Origin of the sequence: Massilia sp. IC2-477, assembly GCF_020707265.1 — a bacterium.
GTDB lineage: Bacteria > Pseudomonadota > Gammaproteobacteria > Burkholderiales > Burkholderiaceae_D > Telluria.
On record NZ_JAJFEQ010000009.1, the window covers coordinates 1 to 18,341 of the forward strand.

The following is an 18,341-nucleotide window of genomic DNA, read 5'->3' on the forward strand; positions in this document are numbered from 1 at the left end:
CAGCAGCAGCAGCAACAGCCACCGCCATCATTTTCCCGTCCAAAACCAGCAATGAGCGTGGATACTACCGGGCTGAGCGATGCAGATGGTGTTTGCGAAAGTTGTCCCAACCGAGCAAATGAGACAGATATTTCAAACAGATGTGCACCAAGAACCTCATTGTTCTGCAATACGCTGTATATGGCCTCTCGCTGTTCGTCATCGATGTGCGCTGGAGAAGTCAAGTGTGCAAATAATTCTTGCGCATGCTCCATACTCATTTCCTTGCGGGGACGAAATGCTATCCCAGGTTCTAGCTTAAGGAAATTGTTCAAGGGCGATGACCCTGAAGTAGAAGATAAAGTGATAGCGATAGGATAATCTGGAGCTTCCCAACCACAGCAGCAGCAAGCAGGAACCATCTGTTTGGATCGGTCGGTCGCCATTGCCCACTCGTTGTGTGCGTCAACTAGACGGTCATAAACTTTCCGACTTACAACTGGATGAGAACGTAGGTATGGATAAAACTGCTTCAGTGACGAGCCAGCTAGCAAAAGCTTATCTAAGTTAGAAAAATATGAAACAACGGTCTCTATTTTTTCGTCTTCGCTCATGCTTTGATCAAAACGAATTTTTGTCAAATCCGATCGAACCGCATATTCACTATTCCGCATGCTAATCTCCTCTCTCAATGAAATTTAAGCAGCTAGAAAGCTATCTTTTCCAACTTAATATCCCGCCGCTTGAAGGATCTCGCTCAATGCAGTGAAAGTAGCATGAAATTACGAAACAAACAACATGCTAGTTATCGTAAAAAAGGGACGAAACTAATGCATCGTTATCCCTTTAGGCTCAAACTGATCCAAAAATTGCGTTCTTGCCACATTTTGATTTCCTGAGAGAAAATATGCTTTTTTGATCGGCCTCTGTCGTCCAGGCAGGGGACACACCAAAAATGAATGCATGATTAACATCCGATAACGTTCCTGTTTTGACTTGCCATTCTGTTGTGCGTACGCAAAGGTTTGAGACGTTGGCGGATCTGGGCACGAGCTTGCCTGTTAGGTCCGCTGCGTAAGCAGCCGTTAATGGTTGCCTCAACACCGTGAGTAGAGCTCACGATAGGTGCTGCTTGCGGAGATAGAAGGTTTTCAAGCGGAAAGTGAAGTGGCTATGAACCCTTATAAGTAGTAGACGCAACCAATCGTAGAATGTCCAATAGGTGTAAAACTGTGGTTTTTAGCTAAGCTGTTGATATTGTTGAGTTAAATACGCCCTGCAAAGCCGTCTAGACGGGTTCGACTCCCGTCCTCGCCTCCAAATTACATACGAACGGGCCTCAATTTGAGGCCCGTTTTGTTTTGCAATTGAGATCGCCGGCGGATTTTATTTGCTTGTGCTCATCCCACTGTCAAAGACATCGTTAACGGCCAAGCAGGCCGTTGCAACCCACGCACACAGGAATGGACTTGGTTCGCTGACCAGGATCCCGGTCCGGTAGGCGAGCGGGAAATCGAACCACGCAGTATTCTGCAAGTCATGCGCGGGAATGACGAGTGGATCGAACCCGACCGCATCCTGCCGCCGCGTACGCCGAGACGGACACCGGTCGATCGCCGGCTCTACCTTTTGCGCAAACCATCCGGCGGAAAGGTACAAGTTAACCTCATTTTTGTGTAAAGCCACACGCCCGCCGGTTCCCTACGATATTTCCATTGCAACGTTGGAGATCCCAACCGTCGGGCCTCGCACCCCCTTGGGAAGACTCGGCCCTGCATCAGGTTTCGCTTTGCGCATGCCGCATCCGGCAGCTGCGGCGGGATCAAGTTGACCATGCCGCCATCCGGCGTGCCAGCGCAGAACCGATAAAACCACAAGGAGACAATGTGAAACGATTCGAACGCGTCCTGCTTTGCGGCCTTGGACTATCGGCGGTCGCCGGTCCGGCCTGCGCGCAAAGCGACGCTGGAGTACCGGAAACCCCTGCTGAATTGAACGCAGCAGACCCGAAACCCGCGACCGTGACCGTCACCGGCTCGCGTGTCATCAAGAACGGCGACAGCAGCCCGTCGCCAGTGACCGTGATCCGCACAGACGAGCTGTTGACCGGCAAACCCGGCGCTACCCTGGCCGAGGCCCTGAATACGCTGCCGGTGTTCGCCGGCTCGCGCGGCTCCACCAGCAATCCAACCACTTCCGGCAGTGCGGCCGGCGGTAGCGGCTCAGCCAACCAGCTCAACCTGCGCAACATCGGCGCGACCCGCACCCTGGTCCTGATGGACGGCAAGCGCATTCCGCCGACCCTCTACAACGGCGTAGTCGACGTCGACCTGATCCCACAGCAGTTCGTTGAACGCGTCGACATCGTGACCGGCGGTGTGTCGGCGGTGTACGGCTCGGATGCCATGACCGGCGTCGTCAACTATGTCATCGACCGCAAGTTCAACGGCATCAAGGCGGATGCCAGCTACGGCAAATCGGCGCAGGGCGACGCTGCCCGTTCCAACGCTAGTGTGGCCTGGGGCGGCAACGTCGCGCCCGACCTGCACCTGGAAGCGGGCGTGGAACTGCGCAAGGAAGACGGGATCGACCGCCGATCCGACCGGGCCTGGCTGAACCAGGTCGGCGTCACCGGCGCCGGTACCGCCGCCAATCCCTACATCCTGCAGACCGACCTGCGCCAGAAGACCTTCCCATTCGGCGGCCTGATCACCAGCGGTGCGCTGGCCGGCCGCACCTTCCGGGAAAACGGTGTGCTCAGTCCCTTCGCGGCCGGCACGCCAACCGGCACTGCGGCAATTGAGCTTGGCGGGGAGGGAGGCTATTGGGATTCGGGACTGCTGGCGCGCCTGGAAGGAACGCAGCTGTTCGGGCGCCTCGACTATGAAGCATCGGCGACGACGCGCGCCTATCTGCAAGTGTCTGGCAACCTCAAGACCAATACTAGCTTCGCCGAGACGAACCAGCTGAACAACGTACAGCTGCGCCGAACCAACGCCTTCCTTCCCGCGCAGTATGCGGCGCTGATCCCGGTCAGCCAGACGACATTCGGCTTCAGCAAATTCATGGGCGATATCCCGCGCATCCAAGCCGACTCGGATTCGAAGCAATGGGTGCTCACGAGCGGACTGGAAGGCAAGGGCGGTGGACTGAACTGGAACCTCGATTACACCTATGGCAGATCCAGGCTTGACACGCGCCTGATGAATGCTCTCGACCGCCAGAAACTGGCGGCGGCGCTCGATGCAGTGAGCAGCGGCGGCCGTACCGTCTGCAACATCACGCTGACCAACCCGGGCCTGGCGGACGACTGCGTGCCGCTGAACGTGTTCGGGCCGAATGCTGCTTCCGCCGACGCCATCGGCTACGTGACCGACGATCTCCTGTACGATGCCACCACGACCATGCACGACATTGCGGGCCAGGTCGGCGGCAGTCCGTTTGCCACCTGGGCCGGCCCGGTGAACGCATCGCTGTCGGGCGAATGGCGCAAGCTGGGGTTCAAGTCGCACAGTGCGGCCCGCCCGACCGACCTGGTCAACTGCACCGGCCTCGCGCTGAACTGCGCCACCGGCACGCCGCGCACTGAATTCGTATTTGGCGAAAGCCCGCAAGGCGTCAGCCAGCGCGTCTGGGAAGTGGCGGGCGAGGTCGATGTGCCGCTTCTGAAGAACTCCCCCCTGGCGAGGAAACTGGATGCGAACGGGGCGGTCCGCTACACCTCCTACGACACCAGCGGACATTACGTGACCTGGAAGGCGGGTCTGGACTGGAGCGTGCTGGAGACCCTGCGCCTGCGCGCCACCCGTTCGCGCGACATCCGGGCGCCCACACTGTACGACCTGTACGCGCCGACCTCGATGGTGCAGGTGCGCCCGACCGACCTGCTGACGGGGCTCAGCCCGACTGTGCCGCAGATCGACGAGTCGAACGCGAACCTGACGGCTGAAATCGGGAACACGCTGACAGTCGGCGTGGTCTGGCAGCCCTTGCCCAAGCTGAGTTTCGCGGCAGACGCCTATCGGATCAAGATCTCGGACGCTATCACCTCGGTTTCGGGCGCGACCGCGGCCTTCCAGGCCGCCTGCTACGCCAGCGGCGGCACCTCGCCTTACTGCGCCTTGCAGCGCCGCCCCAATGGCTTCGCCGACCGCTCCGCGGCCAACGCGGTGACCAACTGGTACAACCGCAGCGTCAACATCTCCGAAATCGAAACCTTCGGCCTGGACCTGGAAGCCAATTACGCGGGCAGGCTGTTCGAGCGCCCGATGTCGCTGCGCCTCCTGACGGCCTGGCAGCCGCACGTGTATTACCGGCAGCCCGGGCTTGCGACCAGCGACCAGGGCGGCGTCGCCTTCGGTCCGCTGGGCATGGCCGCCACGCCGGCGGTGCGCGTCTCCGGCTTCCTGCGCTTCCAGCCGCTGGCGGGATTCACGGTCGACGTCACGCAGCGCTGGCGCAGCGCGATGCAGCTGAGCGGCGACCCCAACGAAGTCTGGGTCAACAATCACCTGGCCTCGTTCGCCACCACGGGCCTGAACCTGGCCTACAGGCTCGACCTGGGAACGGGGGATGCGCAGCTGTTCTTCAACATCGAGAACCTGTTCGACGCCACGCCGCCGCTGGGAGCCTTCTCGGGCAACGGCACGCGGGCCGGGCTGCGTGACGGTTTCGCCCTCGGCGACGATCCGCGCGGGCGTAGCTTCGCAGTGGGGATCCGGTCAATGTTCTAGACCCGAGGCGGGAGGACGGCATCCGCCTTCTTCCCGCCCTGCCAGGACAGCCATGTTGCTGGCCATCGATGGCCGTTTTCACCGGATGAGCATAGCGAGCGTACCGGCTGCGGCGGCGCCAAGAGCACAGAGCCGCGCGGCCTGCAAGGCGCGCCGCGGCGCATACTGCAGCCCGAGCGTCAACACGATCGCGCTGGCCGTCAGCAGGCCGCACCACAGGACCGGCCCAATGTGCCAGCCCATGGCGCATATGCAGGCCATGAAGGACAGCGCGAGCGCGAGCCACCCCGCCAGGGCGCAGCGCAGGCGATGGCGCGGGTCGGGCTCGGCGCCGCGTCCCACGATGTCGGCGTAGTGCCGGTCCATCGCGAAGCTCTTGGCCGCCAGGCCGCCATAGGCCAGCCCGGCACCCGTGAGAATCAGCAGGCTCATTTCGCCGCCTCCATGGCGTTCTGCATCGGCGCGATGCGCGGCGCCCGCGCCGCGTGGACCTTCGGCCGCATCCACCAGGCCGCACAGCCCAGCAGTGCGCCGACCGCGCACAAGACCAGGTCGACGCCGGCCAGCGCGCGCAGGCCGGGCGTGAACAAGCTGACGCCCAGGTGGGTGCCGGTCACCGCATTCAACAGCGGCACGCCTCCCAGCAGGACGGCGCCGAGCGCAAGCTGCAGTTGCCACATTCGGCGTGTGGGGCGCAGTTGCGCCAGCGCGGCGGCGCAGGCCCAGGCCGCGAAGAAGCAGTTGGCTTCCAGCGCGGCGCGGTTCTCCAGGCCGAGCGGCAACAGGCGGTTGCTCCAGAAATAGGCGCCGAGGGCGATCGGCAGGCCGGCGATGGTGCCGATGTTCAGCGCGTCGACCAGGCGCACCCCGAAGCCGGGTCGGCCGCCGCTGGCCAGCACCTTGGCACACTTCTGGCGTTCCTTCACGCCCCACAGCAGGGCGCCGGTGGCGACCATCGCGCAGCCCGCCAGGCCGCACAGGAAGAACAGCGCGCGCAGCAGCGGTTCGGCGAAGTGCGCCACGTGCAGGCCATAGAAGGCCCGGCGCATGGCCGAGACGCCGGACGGCTCGCCGCTCGCAGCGAGCAGCGCACCGCTTGCCCCGCTGAACGTGAGCGAGGGTTCAATGTTGGACAGCTGGGTGCCGGCTTGACGCACCAGCTGCACAGTGGCATTTAGGTCGTTCGGATGATTCACGATGATGCGCGCGGGAGCCTGCCCCCATGCGCCCTGCGCCTGTGCCAGCATCGGCGCCAGATCCGCCAGCGGCGTGTGGACCTTCGCGGACTTGATGCGCTCGTTGTCGGGGAAGACCTCGGCGAACATCGTCTTCTGGTCGTCGCCGTACAGGGCCTTGGTGGGTGCCGGCATGTACATGAACATCAGGGTCACGATGCCGGTGTAGGTGATCATCAGGTGGAAGGGCAGGGCCAGCACGGCGGTGGCGTTGTGTCCGTCGAGCCAGGAGCGCTGCCCCTTCTTCGGGCGGAAGGTGAAGAAGTCTTTGAAGATGCGCTTGTGGGTGATCACGCCGCTGACGATCGCCACCAGCATGAACATCGCGCAGATGCCGACGATCCAGCGGCCCCAGATGGCCGGCATGTAGTAGAGGTCGAAGTGCATCCGGTACAGGAACTCGCCGCCCCGGGTGTCGCGTGGGCCCGCCACTTCCGCGCCGGTGGACGGGTCGAGCATGACGGCCTGCCTGCGAAAGGCGGCGCGACGCTCGGCCATGCTCATGCCCTTCTTCGGCGGGTTGGTCCAGTTGGCGTTGACCAGCGGGGTACGCCCGTCCGGCAGGTCGATGATCCAGCGCGTCGCCTTGGGGGCGCGTTCCTGCAGCACCGTCACCGCATGGGCGACGGCGACGGCTGGCGCCGCGGCCGGCCGGGCGGCGGCCCCGTGCAGCTCGGGCTTCATCCACAGCGAGATTTCGTCGCGGTAATAGGCCGAGGTCCCGCAGACGAAGATCAGGAGCAGTACCCAGCATACCAGCAGGCCGGACCAGGTGTGCAGCCAGGCCATCGATTGGCGCAGTCCCTCCTTCATGCCATCCTCCCGGCCAGCCAGAACGCGGCGGACAGCAATCCGACGCCGGCACAGGCGCGCCGAGCGCTGCTGGCAGCGAACACCCACATCACCACGCAGGGATAGACCATGAAGGCCAGCATCGTGGCCAGGGTGACGGCGTCGGCGCGGTGCAGCGGCAGCAGCCTGGCCAGCAGGTAGCTTCCGGTGCTGGAGAGCAGGTAGCCGCCGCCGATAGCGGCGAGTGCGCGTGCGGCCACGCCGCCGCGGTAGCGCCAGTGCAGGGTTGCGTTCATGGCTTGCCGGCCGGGGTGACGGGACCGGCGGCCAGGGCCGGGGCGCCGTCCGGTTTATTGAAGGACAGCGAAGTCACGAAGCTGGCCGTGTCGTAGCGCTCGCCTTTGCGCTCGCCCGGCTGGCGGTCGAGGTGGCGGGCTTCCAGCACGTAGGTCCCGCGCCAGGGCAGGGCGAAACGGACCAGACCTTGCTCGTCGGTGGTCTCCTCGCGCTTCCAGCCGTTCGGGATAACCGCGCTGACCTTCGCGTTCGGCAGCGGCCGGTCCTTGTAATAGACGCGGAACTGGCCCGGCTGGCCGGTGGGCACGATGTCAAAGTCCAGTACCGGCTGCTGCGCCGCCAGGCCAGACACCCAGCGCGCGGCCGGGGTCCACATGCCGCGCACGGTCTTGCCCTCATGGGTGCTGTCGAACATCGGCCAGGCCGCATCCTCTGCCACGATCGACTCTCCCGGCGCCGCCGTCCGCGCCAGCACGAAGCCCTGCGCCGTCTTGCGCAAGGCCAGCGCTTGCACCCCATCCCTGCCGACCAGGCGCGCAGCAGGCGTCACGAATTTGTCGAGCAGTCCGGGCGTGGTCTCACGCAGGTTGTCGCCGAACTCGCCGAAATGCAGCACGGCGGCGGTCCCTCCTTGTTCGATCCAGATCTGGTGTGCGCTCGCCGGGAGGCTGGATACGAGGGCGAGGAGGGTGGTAAGGAGCAGCTTCTTCATATAGTGCTTTCGTCTTTCGATAGTGGATGGCGATCGGTCGGATTTATTTTCAACAATTTGGACATTGCAGCAATTCGTTAATGAGAATTATAATGCGAATCATTCTCATTTACAAACAGCAAAAGAAGGAGCAGTCGATGCCAGGTGCAGTTCCCCTCAATGAATTCATTCCTCTCGCACCACGCAGCCGACGTGGCCGCCGTGCCCAGGCCCTTTGCGCGGCCGCGATGCTGTTGGCTCCCGTGGCGGGGCTGGCCGCACCAGACGGCGTAGAGGCGGACGCAGCCGCGTTCGACGAGAAAGGCGAGGCGCCGGTGACGGCCGTGGTGAATGTGGTCGGCAAGAGCGATACGGCGACCGAAGGGACGAAGTCCTTCGGTGCGCGCGCGGCCACCCTGTTCAAAGGCGAGCAGGACTTGCGCGACATCCCGCAGCCGGTCACTGTGCTGACCCGCCAGCTGCTCGACGAGCGCCAGTTGCTCGACCTGCACGACGTGCTGCAGAACACCCCGGGCGTGGCGGTGGACTACACCGACAGCGAGCGGGTGTCGTACAACGCGCGCGGCTTTTCCATCGACGCGCTGCAGGTCGACGGCCTGACCATCAACCAGAGCGGTTCGTCCTTCGTCCAGCCCGACACTGCCGTGCTGGACCGGGTGGAAGTGCTGCGCGGCGCCTCCGGCATGCTGCGCGGCGCGGGCAATCCCTCCGCTACCGTCAACATGGTGCGCAAGCGTCCGGCACGCGAATTCCAGGCGTCCGCCGCCTTGAGCATTGGCTCATGGGAGCGGCGCCGGATCGAGGCCGACGTCTCGAGCCCCTTGAACAAGGCCGGCACGGTTCGTGGCCGTGTCGTCGCAGTGAAAGACAAGAAGGAGTTCTTCCAGGATGCCAAGCGCGAAGACCGCGAAGTGATGTATGCGGTGGTCGAGGCCGATCTCGGCCCCCGCACGCTGCTCGCGGCCAGCCTGCAGCACACCGACCTGGACGCCACCGGCGCCTGGGGCGGCATGCCCGGAAACCTTGACGGCACCGCGCTGAACCTGCCGCGCGAGACCTATCTTGGCTCGGACTGGAACCGCTGGAACCGCTACAACGACCAGGCCCTGGTGGAACTCACGCACCGTTTCGCCAACGACTGGACCGTGAAGGCCAAGGCCGCCTACACCCACCTGGCGCTCAAGGACAATGGCTTCAAGCAGACCTACATGGCGCGCCCGGCCGGCGCCACCAATCCCTACCTGATGACCGTCACAAGCGCCCAGTACACCGGCAACGAGAGTCACCAGCAGGCCATGTCGCTGGTCGCGGACGGCGCTTTCTCGCTGCTTAGCAGGAAACACGAACTGGTGGTCGGGATGGAGCGCGTGCGCGCCGCCACTACCGAGAGCTGGGGTGTCGGCAACCTCTATCCGCAGACGATCGACATCCGCAACTGGAATCCGTTCACCAGCTATCCGGAACAGGCGATCGCCATGCCGGCGACGCCGAACAAGCCGAACACCACGACCCAGCACGGCGCCTTTGCCACCGCACGCCTGTCGCTGGCGGCGCCGCTGACCGCCATCCTCGGCACGCGCCTGAGCTGGTGGAAGTACGATTCGGCAGGCAGCCCGGCAAGCAACTACGAGATCAGGCGCGAAGTGACGCCCTATGCCGGCCTGGTCTACGACATCAACGACGCCCTCAGCGCCTACGCCAGCTACACCGAGATCTTCACGCCGCAGAACGTGAAGGACGCGAACGGAAACATCCTCGCGCCGATCACCGGCGAAGACTACGAACTGGGCCTGAAAGGCGCATTCTACGGCGGGCGCCTGAACGCTTCGCTGGGTCTGTTCCAGATCGATAACGTCGGCCGCGCGATCGAAGATACCACCTCGCGCAATCCCTGCCTGCCTTACTTCACCAGCGGCTACTGCCGCGTGGCCGGCGGCGCCCAGCGCAGCGCGGGCTGGGAAGCGGAGCTGTCGGGCGAAGTGCTGCCGGGCTGGCAGGTGATGGGCGGCTATACCAACACGCGCACCAAGTACCTGCGTGACACGGCCGCCAACACCGGCCAGCCGCTGCGCAGCATCGATCCGCGCCACCAGCTGCGCATCTTCACCAGCTACAGCCCGGACCGTGCCGGCAAAGGCTGGACCGTGGGCGGCGGCGTGCAGGTCCAGAGCGATTCATATGTGCGCTCGGGTACCGTGACCTCCACCCAGGGCGGGTACACGGTCGCCAATGCTATGCTGGGCTACCGGTTCAGCGAGAAGCTGGGCATCCAGGTCAATGTCAACAATCTGTTCGATAAGGTGTACTACAAGAAGTTCGCGCCGACAGGAATCAGCTACTACTATGGCGATCCGCGCAACGTGACGCTGTCCCTGCGCGGCAGCCTGTAATTCGACGCCGGTCGCGCGTCCGCGCACCGTGCGCGGACGCCCGGCCTGCCGGCCACCGGGTGGCCGGCGCCAGCCTCTTCTCCCGCCGGCCCGGCTGCGGCCCTTTCCTTCGCCCCCGGAAGGAAAAATGCCAGTGAATCTCAGATTTGTGCAACGACACCTGGCCTTCCCCGAAATATTCTTGAAGCACTCAAATCGACGCTGCGCGTAGCAGGCCCCTGGGCGGAGCCTGACTGGGACGCGGCAACACCACTCGATAGAGGAGTGACGGAGACACGATGAAAGTGCTTGCTGGCGCAACCGCGTCCACACCCAATCTGGGCATTCGCCCCTGCGCCGGTCCGGCTGGGCAGCCGCTGCGCCGCCACGGCCGTCCGCATGCAGGTCCGTGGCCCGACATCTGACGCGGCTCCCACCCATCCCTTACATCCAAAAAAATACACATGGAGACAAGATAATGAAAGCGTTGTCACTCAAGAATACCAGCGCCTGCCTGGTTCTCGGCCTGGCGACTGGCCTCGGCTCTGTTGGCGCAGCCCTTGCACAGGACCTGAAATCCGGTGCACTCACTCCCTACGGCGCCGAGCGCGCCGGTAACAAGGAAGGCACAATTCCAGCCTGGGACGGGAAGCCGGTTAACACCCCGCCGGGCCCGGACAAGCGCCGCCCGGACCCGTTCGCGAACGAGAAGCCGGTAGTGTCGATCACGGCTGCCAACATGGCCCAGCATGCGGACAAGCTGAGCGACGGCACCAAAGCGCTGCTGGCCAAGCATCCAGGCATGCGCGTCGACGTCTACCCGAGCCACCGCACGGCGGTATTCTCGCAGGCGATCTACGATGCGGTCGCTGAAAACGCCAAGCGCGCCAAGCTGACCAACGGCGGCCTGACGGTGGAAGGCGCCTACGGCGGCATTCCCTTCCCGGTGCCGAAGAACGGCCATGAGGCGCTGTGGAACCACATGCTGAGCTACCGCGGCCAGCTTACCAGCTTCACTGCCGATAAATACGTGATGACCGCCAGCGGCGAACGGGTGCTGACCAACCGCCAGCGCACCAGCCTGGCCTATCCCTACTACGACCCCAAGGGCAAGCCGGAGGGTTTCAGCGGCGAGTGGGCGCGCGCCCGCCTGGACGTGACCGAGCCGCCGGCCAATGCTGGCCAGGCCCTGATGACCATCGACTACGTCGACAACTACAGCCGTCCGAAGGATGGCTGGCAGTACGTGCCGGGCCAGCGCCGGGTGCGCAAGTCGCCCTCGCTGGTGTACGACACCCCTGACGCGTCGGCCGCCGGCCTGGCCAACTTCGACGACGTGAACCTCTTCATCGGCGCCCAGGACCGCTATAACGTCAAACTGGTCGGCAAGAAGGAGTTGTACATCCCGTATAACAACAACGGCCTGTTCCGCAAGCCGATCAAGGACGTTATCGGCAAAGGAACGCTCAACCCGGATGCGGTACGCTGGGAGCTGCACCGGGTCTGGGTGCTGGAAGCCACGCTGCGCGATGGCAAGCGCAACGTGGCGGCCAAGCGCCGCCTCTACCTGGATGAGGACACCTGGCAAGCGGTGCTGGCCGACAGCTGGGACGCCCAGGGCAAGCTGTGGAAGACCGGCCAGGCCTACACGCTGCTGGCGGGTGACGAGCCGTCGGCGAGCACCCTGAGCTATACCTGGTTCGACCTGCTGTCGGGCGGCTGGGTCTACGCCGCCGCCATCAACGAGACCGGCGGCGTGAATTACGCCGACTACGACAGCAAGCAACTGAGCCGATTCACCTCGAGCGCCCTGGCCAGCGGCGGCGTGCGTTGATCATGGCACAGATGAAGTATGCGGCGGCTGCGCTGGCGGCCACCCTGGCCGCGGACGCGGCGCAGGCTGCTGCTGCGGTGCCGGCCGCGCTGCAGCGCCCGGCCCTGGCGGTGGCCCAGCCGGCACGCGCCAACCTGCAGGCGATCGAGCGCGTCGGCAAGCGGCTGGTGGCGGCCGGCGAACGCGGCCTCGTGATCTACTCGGACGATGGCGGCAATCACTGGAAGCAGGCCCGCGTGCCGGTCAGCGTGACGCTGGCCGCGCTGCGCTTTGCGAATGAACGCGAGGGCTGGGCGGTCGGGAACATGGGCGTAGTACTGCGCAGCAGCGACAGCGGAGCGTCCTGGCAGCGCGTGTTCGACGGCGAGACCGGCGCGAAGCTGGCGCTGCAGGCGGCCCAGCAGGCCTGGGATGCGGCCAGACCGAACCCGGACGACGCCGAGCACCCGCTGAACGTCCTGCTGGACGAAGCTCGGCGCCTGGTCGACGAGGGCGCCGACAAGCCCCTGCTGGGGATCGACCTGCGCGCCGACGGCTCGGTGATGGTCGCCGGGGCCTACGGCATCGCATTCTCGACGCTCGACGGCGGCCGGACCTGGCGCGCCCACATGGCGGAGTTGCCGAATCCCGAGGGCGCTACCTACTACGGCATCGCGCGCCGTGGCCAGGAACAGTACCTGTTCGGCGAGCAGGGCCTGATCCTGCGCGCCGGCGCTCCGGGCGCACCCTTTGCCGCCACCACATCGCCCGCATCCGGGAGCCTGTTCGGCGGACTCACGCTGAAGGACGACGCACTGCTCGTATTTGGCCTGCGCGGGAAGGTCTACCGCAGTGCCACGCCCGGCGCGCCATGGGTCGAAGTCCAGACCCCGGTCGACGCGTCGCTCATCAGTGGACTACAGGCCACCGACGGGACGGTGCTGCTGCTCGGTGCGGCAGGCCAGGTCGTCGCCAGCCGCGACGGCGGCCAGCGTTTCTCGGCACTGCCCCTGAAAGAGCGATTCCCCTTCACCGGCGCCGCCGTTGCGCCGGACGGAAGCCTGGTGCTGGTCGGCACGCGCGGCCTGCTGCGCATGCCCATGCCCGGCCGCGACGCCGCACCGAAGCTGCAGGCTTCCATCAAGTCACCCACGAAACCATGAACAAGCATCACGCATCATCCCAGGCAGACGCGATCTTCGAGCCCGCCAATTTCGATCCCGATTCCGGTAACCGCATCGAGCGCTTCGTGTTCGGCCAGCGCGGCTGGTTGCTGCTGTTGTGCCTCCTGACCACCTTGTTCCTCGGCTGGCAGGCGCTGCGCATCGTGCCCAACGCCAGTTTCGAGAGCATGCTGCCAATGACCCACCCCTACCTGGTCAACTACGAGACCGAACGCAAGAAGCTGGTCTCGCAGGCCAACAGCTTGCGCATCGTAGTCGAGCACAAGGGCGGCGCGGGCATCCTCGACAAGCGCTACCTCGAGACGCTACGCCGCGTCAATGACGACGTGTTCCTGCTGCCTGGGGTGGTGCGAGGCCAGATGCGCTCCCTCTGGACGCCGTCGACCCGCTGGACCGCCGTGACCGAGCGTGGCTTCGAGGGGGGCACCGTGATTCCCGACGACTACGACGGTTCTCATGCCGCGCTCCAGCGCGTGCGCCTGAACATTGAGCGCTCGGGCGAAGTAGGGCAGCTGGTGGCGCGCGATTTCCAGTCCAGCGCCCTGATCGTGCCCCTTGCCGAGCGCGACGAGAACGGCCGCGAACTTGACTACGCGGCGCTATCCGCAAGGCTGGAAGAGCTGCGCGCTAAGTACGACAGGCAGGGCGTCGCAATCCACGTCACCGGCTTCGCCAAGGTGGTGGGCGACCTGCTCGAAGGCTTGAGCCAGGTGCTGGCCTTCTTCGGCGTGGCCGCGCTGATCGTCACCGCGATCGTATTTTGGTACACCGGCTGCCTGCGCAGCACCTTGCTCGTGGTGGCCTGTTCGCTGGTGGCTGTGCTGTGGCAGCTCGGGATGCTGCCGCTGCTCGGATACGCGCTCGACCCCTATGCGGTGCTGGTGCCTTTCCTGGTGTTCGCCATTGGCATGAGCCACGGCGCCCAGAAGATGAACGGCATCATGCAGGACATCGGCCGTGGCATGCCGCGGCTAGTGGCGGCGCGTTTCACCTTCCGGCGCCTGTTCGTGGCCGGCTTCACGGCCCTGGCCTGCGACGCAGTCGGCTTCGCGGTGCTGATGATGCTCGATATCGAATCTATCCGGCGCCTGGCCATTACCGCCAGCCTGGGTGTGGCGATCCTGGTGCTGACCAACCTGATCCTGCTGCCGGTGCTGCTCAGCTACACCGGCGTCAGCGAACGGGCCGCGCGGCGCGCGGCGCAGTCGGACCGCGAAGCGGAGGGCCAGGCTACGTTCTGGACGGGCCTGGTCAAGTTCACGGAAACACGCTGGGCGGTGGGCGCCATCGTGGTCGGCGTCGTGCTCGGCGCGGTTAGCCTGCACGCCAGCCGCGACCTGCAGGTGGGCGACCTCGATGCCGGCGCGCCCGAACTGCGTCCGGATTCGCGCTACAACCGTGACAACGCCTATCTGACGCAGCACTACAGCACCAGCAGCGATGTGCTGGTGGTGATGGTGCGCACACCCGAGCAGGGCGCCATGAAGCATGCGGTGCTCGAGCGCGTCGACGAACTCGAATGGCGCTTGCGCCAGCTGCCCGGCGTCGAAACCACGCAATCGGTGGCCTCGCTGGCGCGTCAGACCGCCGTCGGCTTGAATGAAGGCAATCCGCGCTGGTACGAGCTGCAGCCGAACCAGGCCGCCCTGAATACCGCCAGCGCACGTGCTCCGCGCAACCTGGTCGACGCCAGCTTCTCGCTGCTCCAGGTGCAGGTCTACCTGCTTGATCACAAGGCCGACACCCTGCGCCGCGTCACCGCCGAAGTCGAGGCTTTCGCCCGCAAGAACGACAGCACCGACGCCAGATTCCTCCTGGCGGCCGGCAATGCCGGCTTTGAGGCGGCCACCAACGCGGTGGTTCAGAAGGCGAACCACGAGATGCTGCTGCTGGTGTATGCGGCGGTGGTAGTGCTGGCCTACGTCACCTTCCGCTCCTGGCGTGCGGTCGCCTGCGCCATCATCCCGCTGGCCCTCACCTCGGTGATGGCCGAGGCCTTGATGGTGTGGCTCGACATCGGCCTGAAGGTGGCGACGCTGCCGGTGGTGGCGCTGGGCGTTGGCATCGGGGTCGATTACGCGCTTTACGTGCTGAGCATCATGCTGGTACAGATGCGCGAAGGCTTGAGCCTGGGGCAGGCCTACCACCGCGCATTGCTCTTTACCGGCCGGGTCGTGATGCTGACCGGGGTCACGCTGGCGCTGGCCGTCGCGACCTGGGCTTTCTCCCCGATTAAGTTCCAGGCCGATATGGGCATCCTGTTGGCCTTCATGTTTATCGTGAACATGATCGGCGCGCTGGTCCTGCTGCCGGCCCTCGCGCGCTTCCTCATGAAGCCCAGGACGCAGAAGGTGACCTGGGGCCGTCGCCCGGGCGAGCAGGGCCGGCCTGCACCGGAACAGGCGCCGGCGGGCGCGGTGCTGAAGCGGTATCCGCAATGAAGACCTTCGCCGGCATGGGCATCGCGGCCCGTCTTTATATCGTCTCCGGCGCCTTGTCGCTGGCTTTCGTGGGCGTCGCCATCTTCGCCTGGTTCAACCTGAGCCACACCGGGGCGGTGCTCGAGCAGACTGCCAGCCTGCGGGTGCCGCAGCTGCAGCGGGTCTCCAGCACCGAGCTTGAAGTGACGCGGGTCTTGCTACTGCTACGCCATGCAATCCTGGCGCGCAGCACCCCGGAACTGGAGCGCGCGCTCGACGGCATCGAAGAAAAGCGTGCGCTGGTGGGCAAGACGCTGGCTACGTTCGAAGCAGGCCTGCTGACCGAGGCCGAACGCGCACGCCACGCCCGCGTGCAAGAGCTGTTCCGCACCTTCTGGGCGGTGGCGGCGGAGGACGTCGCACTGGTCAAGGCGGGCCGTCAGGACGAGGCCTTTGCCTTCCTGGTCGACAAGACCGTACCGGCACGCACTGCACTGCTCAAGGCCTTGCGCGAGACCGTACAGGCCGAGGAAGGCGCGCTGCGCGGCGAACTGGCCGATGCGGCCCGCGAGTCGCAACAGACGCTGCTCGCCCTGACCGCGCTGGCGGCGGTCGCGGTGGTAGGACTCGGCCTGCTGTCGTGGTATGCGGCTGCTGTTCTGGGCCGGCGGGTCGCGGTCTCGCGCGGTGTGGCCGAGCGGGTGCGCGACGGCGACCTGACGGTGCCGGTGCACGATGAAGCGGGCGACGAGTTCTCGCCGCTGCTCAGCGCGCTGGATGACATGCAGGGCGCGCTGTCACGGCTGGTTGCGGACGTGCGCAACAACTCCGAGCACGTCGCCACGGCCAGCGTCCAGATTGCGCAGGGCAACCGCGACCTGAGCGAGCGCACGGAGGCGCAGGCCAGCGCGCTGCAGCAGGCTGCCGCCACCATGGACTCGCTGGGAACGACGGTGCGCAACAATGCCGAGAACGCCCGGCTGGCGGAACAGCTGGCCCTGGGAGCGTCTTCCGTCGTCACCCGAGGGGGCGAACTGGTCGGGCAGGTGGTTGCGACCATGCGCGAGATCGACGGCAGCTCGAAGAAGATCGCCGACATCATCACGGTCATCGACGGTATCGCTTTCCAGACCAATATCCTTGCCCTGAACGCCGCGGTGGAAGCGGCGCGGGCCGGCGAGCAAGGGCGCGGCTTTGCGGTGGTCGCGGGCGAGGTGCGCAACCTGGCCCAGCGCAGCGCGGAAGCGGCCCGCCAGATCAAGAGCCTGATCGCCGACAGTCTGGACAAGGTCGGGCAGGGCAGTGCGCTAGTGGAACAGGCGGGCGGCACAATGGACGAGATCGTCGACGGCATCGGCCGCGTGGCAACGATCGTGGGCGAAATCAGTACGGCCAGCGCCGAACAGAGCGCGGGCGTGGGCCAGGTCGGGCAGTCGGTGTCGCAAATGGACCTGGCGACCCGGCAGAACGCCGCGCTGGTCGAGGAAAGCGCGGCTGCCGCCGACAGCCTGCGCGAGCAGGCGGCGCAACTGGTGCAGGCGGTGGCCGCCTTCAAGCTGGCGGGCCAGGCCGGCCGTGAACTGGTGGCCGTGCGTGGAGAAAGATAAAGCCCGCAGCTACCGCCACTACCTCGCTGCACGCTTCCTGGGCCTGCTCGGGAATAACATGCTTGCGGTGGCGCTTGGCTGGCAAATGTACGAGCTGACCGCCAGCGCCTGGGATCTCGGCCTGGTCGGCTTGGCGCAATTCTTGCCGGCGCTGTTGCTGACCGTCCCAGCCGGCCTGCTGGTCGACTCGCACGACCGGCGCCTGGTCTTCGCAACCAGCCTGGCGCTGCAGGGCGCGGCGGCGGTGCTGCTGTGCTGGGGCAGCACCGCCGGATGGGTCGAACGCGACGCGATCCTGCTGGTCTGCCTCGTGACCGGCGTCGGCCGTTCGCTGCAACTGCCCGCGCAACAGGCCATCGTGCCGGCGCTGGTAGCGCGCACCGAACTTCCGCGCGCCCTGGCGCAGAATGCGTCGCTCACCAAGATATCGACCATCGCCGGACCGGCCCTGGGAGGTTTCCTGTACGCCGGCGGCGCCGGTTTTGTCTACGGACTGTGCGCCGGCGTGTTCGCGCTGGGCACGGCCCTGGCGCTGCAGGTCCGGCTGGCGCCGCTCGCGCGTAGTGCCGAGCCGCTGTCCTGGACTGCGCTGTTTGCCGGAATCGCCTTCATTCGCACCAATCCGCTGGTGCTGGGCGCGATGTCGCTCGACCTCTTCGCGACCCTGGCCGGCACCAGCATGGCGCTGCTGCCGATGTTCGCGAAGGACATCCTGCACACTGGCGCGTGGGGACTGGGCCTGCTGCGCGCCGCGCCGGCGGTGGGCGGCCTGTTGGTCTCGGCATGGATTTCACGCCGTCCGATGGACCAGCAGGTGGGCCGTCGCATGTATGCGGCGGTCCTGGTGTACGGGTCGGCGACGATCGCTTTCTCGGTCTGCACCGATCTTGCCTGGGCCATGGCGGCGCTGGCAGTCGTCGGCGCCGCCGACATCGTCAGCACGGTGCTGCGCCATTCGGTGGTGCAGGTGGAAACGGCTGACGCGCTGCGCGGACGCGTCGGCGCGGCGCATGCCACCAGCATTGCCGCCAGCAACCAGCTGGGCCAGTTCCGCGCCGGGGTGGTGGCCGAATGGCTGGGCCCCGCAACGGCGGTGCTGATGGGCGGCTGTGCGACCGTGCTGGTCGTGGCGGCATGGACGCGCCTGTTCCCCGCGCTTTACCGCCGCAGCGCCCTGTTCAGTGAACAGGGCGTTTAGCT

12 protein-coding genes are annotated in these 18,341 nt (G+C 65.4%); 7 read left to right on the top strand and 5 right to left on the bottom strand.

Annotated features, from left to right (window positions below; genetic code table 11):
- Positions 1 to 653, bottom strand: a 653-nt coding sequence (locus tag LK542_RS18010) for a hypothetical protein (protein ID WP_227812974.1), incomplete at its 3' end; no start/stop codon positions are given.
- A 1,212-nt stretch (positions 654 to 1,865) separates the two neighbouring features.
- Here LK542_RS18010 and LK542_RS18015 point away from each other — a divergent pair.
- A complete protein-coding gene (locus LK542_RS18015; protein WP_227812975.1) occupies positions 1,866 to 4,712 on the top strand; it encodes a TonB-dependent receptor domain-containing protein in 2,847 nt (948 codons plus the stop codon).
- Between the two features lie 78 nt (positions 4,713 to 4,790).
- On the opposite strand, the gene LK542_RS18020 is transcribed toward LK542_RS18015, so the two are convergent.
- From LK542_RS18020 to LK542_RS18035, 4 genes are read right to left on the bottom strand one after another with little or no spacing between them, the layout of a single operon-like run.
- A complete protein-coding gene (locus LK542_RS18020) occupies positions 4,791 to 5,144 on the bottom strand; it encodes a DUF3325 domain-containing protein (protein WP_227802213.1) in 354 nt (117 codons plus the stop codon).
- Entirely contained in the window at positions 5,141 to 6,760 is a 1,620-nt protein-coding gene (locus LK542_RS18025) for a PepSY domain-containing protein (protein ID WP_227812976.1), read from the bottom strand. Before LK542_RS18025 ends, LK542_RS18020 begins: the two co-directional genes overlap by 4 nt.
- Positions 6,757 to 7,035, bottom strand: coding sequence for an iron transporter (locus tag LK542_RS18030; protein WP_227812977.1), 279 nt, complete (start codon positions 7,033 to 7,035; stop codon positions 6,757 to 6,759). Before LK542_RS18030 ends, LK542_RS18025 begins: the two co-directional genes overlap by 4 nt.
- Positions 7,032 to 7,748 carry a DUF4198 domain-containing protein gene (locus LK542_RS18035; protein ID WP_227812978.1) on the bottom strand — a complete coding sequence of 239 codons (717 nt, stop codon included), beginning with the start codon at positions 7,746 to 7,748 and terminating at the stop codon, positions 7,032 to 7,034. The genes LK542_RS18030 and LK542_RS18035 overlap by 4 nt, the downstream gene beginning before the upstream one ends.
- Before the next feature lie 227 nt (positions 7,749 to 7,975).
- Here LK542_RS18035 and LK542_RS18040 point away from each other — a divergent pair, with 227 nt between their 5' ends.
- From LK542_RS18040 to LK542_RS18065, 6 genes are all read left to right on the top strand, one after another.
- Positions 7,976 to 10,138, top strand: a complete 2,163-nt coding sequence (locus tag LK542_RS18040; RefSeq protein ID WP_227812979.1) for a TonB-dependent siderophore receptor — start codon at positions 7,976 to 7,978, stop codon at positions 10,136 to 10,138.
- Positions 10,139 to 10,595: 457 nt separating this feature from the next.
- Positions 10,596 to 11,951 carry a DUF1329 domain-containing protein gene (locus LK542_RS18045; RefSeq protein ID WP_227802218.1) on the top strand — a complete coding sequence of 452 codons (1,356 nt, stop codon included), beginning with the start codon at positions 10,596 to 10,598 and terminating at the stop codon, positions 11,949 to 11,951.
- A 2-nt stretch (positions 11,952 to 11,953) separates the two neighbouring features.
- A complete protein-coding gene (locus LK542_RS18050; RefSeq protein WP_227812980.1) occupies positions 11,954 to 13,093 on the top strand; it encodes a YCF48-related protein in 1,140 nt (379 codons plus the stop codon).
- Positions 13,090 to 15,555, top strand: coding sequence for an RND family transporter (locus tag LK542_RS18055; protein ID WP_227812981.1), 2,466 nt, complete (start codon positions 13,090 to 13,092; stop codon positions 15,553 to 15,555). The genes LK542_RS18050 and LK542_RS18055 overlap by 4 nt, the downstream gene beginning before the upstream one ends.
- Positions 15,552 to 17,141 carry a methyl-accepting chemotaxis protein gene (locus LK542_RS18060; RefSeq protein WP_227812982.1) on the top strand — a complete coding sequence of 530 codons (1,590 nt, stop codon included), beginning with the start codon at positions 15,552 to 15,554 and terminating at the stop codon, positions 17,139 to 17,141. Before LK542_RS18055 ends, LK542_RS18060 begins: the two co-directional genes overlap by 4 nt.
- The gene (locus LK542_RS18065; RefSeq protein WP_227812983.1) at positions 17,128 to 18,339 is read left to right on the top strand and encodes an MFS transporter; all 1,212 of its coding nucleotides are present in this window, start codon (positions 17,128 to 17,130) and stop codon (positions 18,337 to 18,339) included. Before LK542_RS18060 ends, LK542_RS18065 begins: the two co-directional genes overlap by 14 nt.
- Positions 18,340 to 18,341 lie beyond the last annotated feature (2 nt).

Excerpts from the sequence above, each read along its gene's own strand:
- LK542_RS18060 (WP_227812982.1), top strand. The coding sequence starts at position 15,552 with ATGAAGACCTTCGCCGGCATGGGCATCGCGGCCCGTCTTTATATCGTC.
- LK542_RS18020 (WP_227802213.1), bottom strand. The coding sequence starts at position 5,144 with ATGAGCCTGCTGATTCTCACGGGTGCCGGGCTGGCCTATGGCGGCCTG.
- LK542_RS18055 (WP_227812981.1), top strand. The coding sequence starts at position 13,090 with ATGAACAAGCATCACGCATCATCCCAGGCAGACGCGATCTTCGAGCCC.
- LK542_RS18025 (WP_227812976.1), bottom strand. The coding sequence starts at position 6,760 with ATGAAGGAGGGACTGCGCCAATCGATGGCCTGGCTGCACACCTGGTCC.
- LK542_RS18040 (WP_227812979.1), top strand. The coding sequence starts at position 7,976 with ATGCTGTTGGCTCCCGTGGCGGGGCTGGCCGCACCAGACGGCGTAGAG.
- LK542_RS18050 (WP_227812980.1), top strand. The coding sequence starts at position 11,954 with ATGGCACAGATGAAGTATGCGGCGGCTGCGCTGGCGGCCACCCTGGCC.
- LK542_RS18030 (WP_227812977.1), bottom strand. The coding sequence starts at position 7,035 with ATGAACGCAACCCTGCACTGGCGCTACCGCGGCGGCGTGGCCGCACGC.
- LK542_RS18035 (WP_227812978.1), bottom strand. The coding sequence starts at position 7,748 with ATGAAGAAGCTGCTCCTTACCACCCTCCTCGCCCTCGTATCCAGCCTC.
- LK542_RS18045 (WP_227802218.1), top strand. The coding sequence starts at position 10,596 with ATGAAAGCGTTGTCACTCAAGAATACCAGCGCCTGCCTGGTTCTCGGC.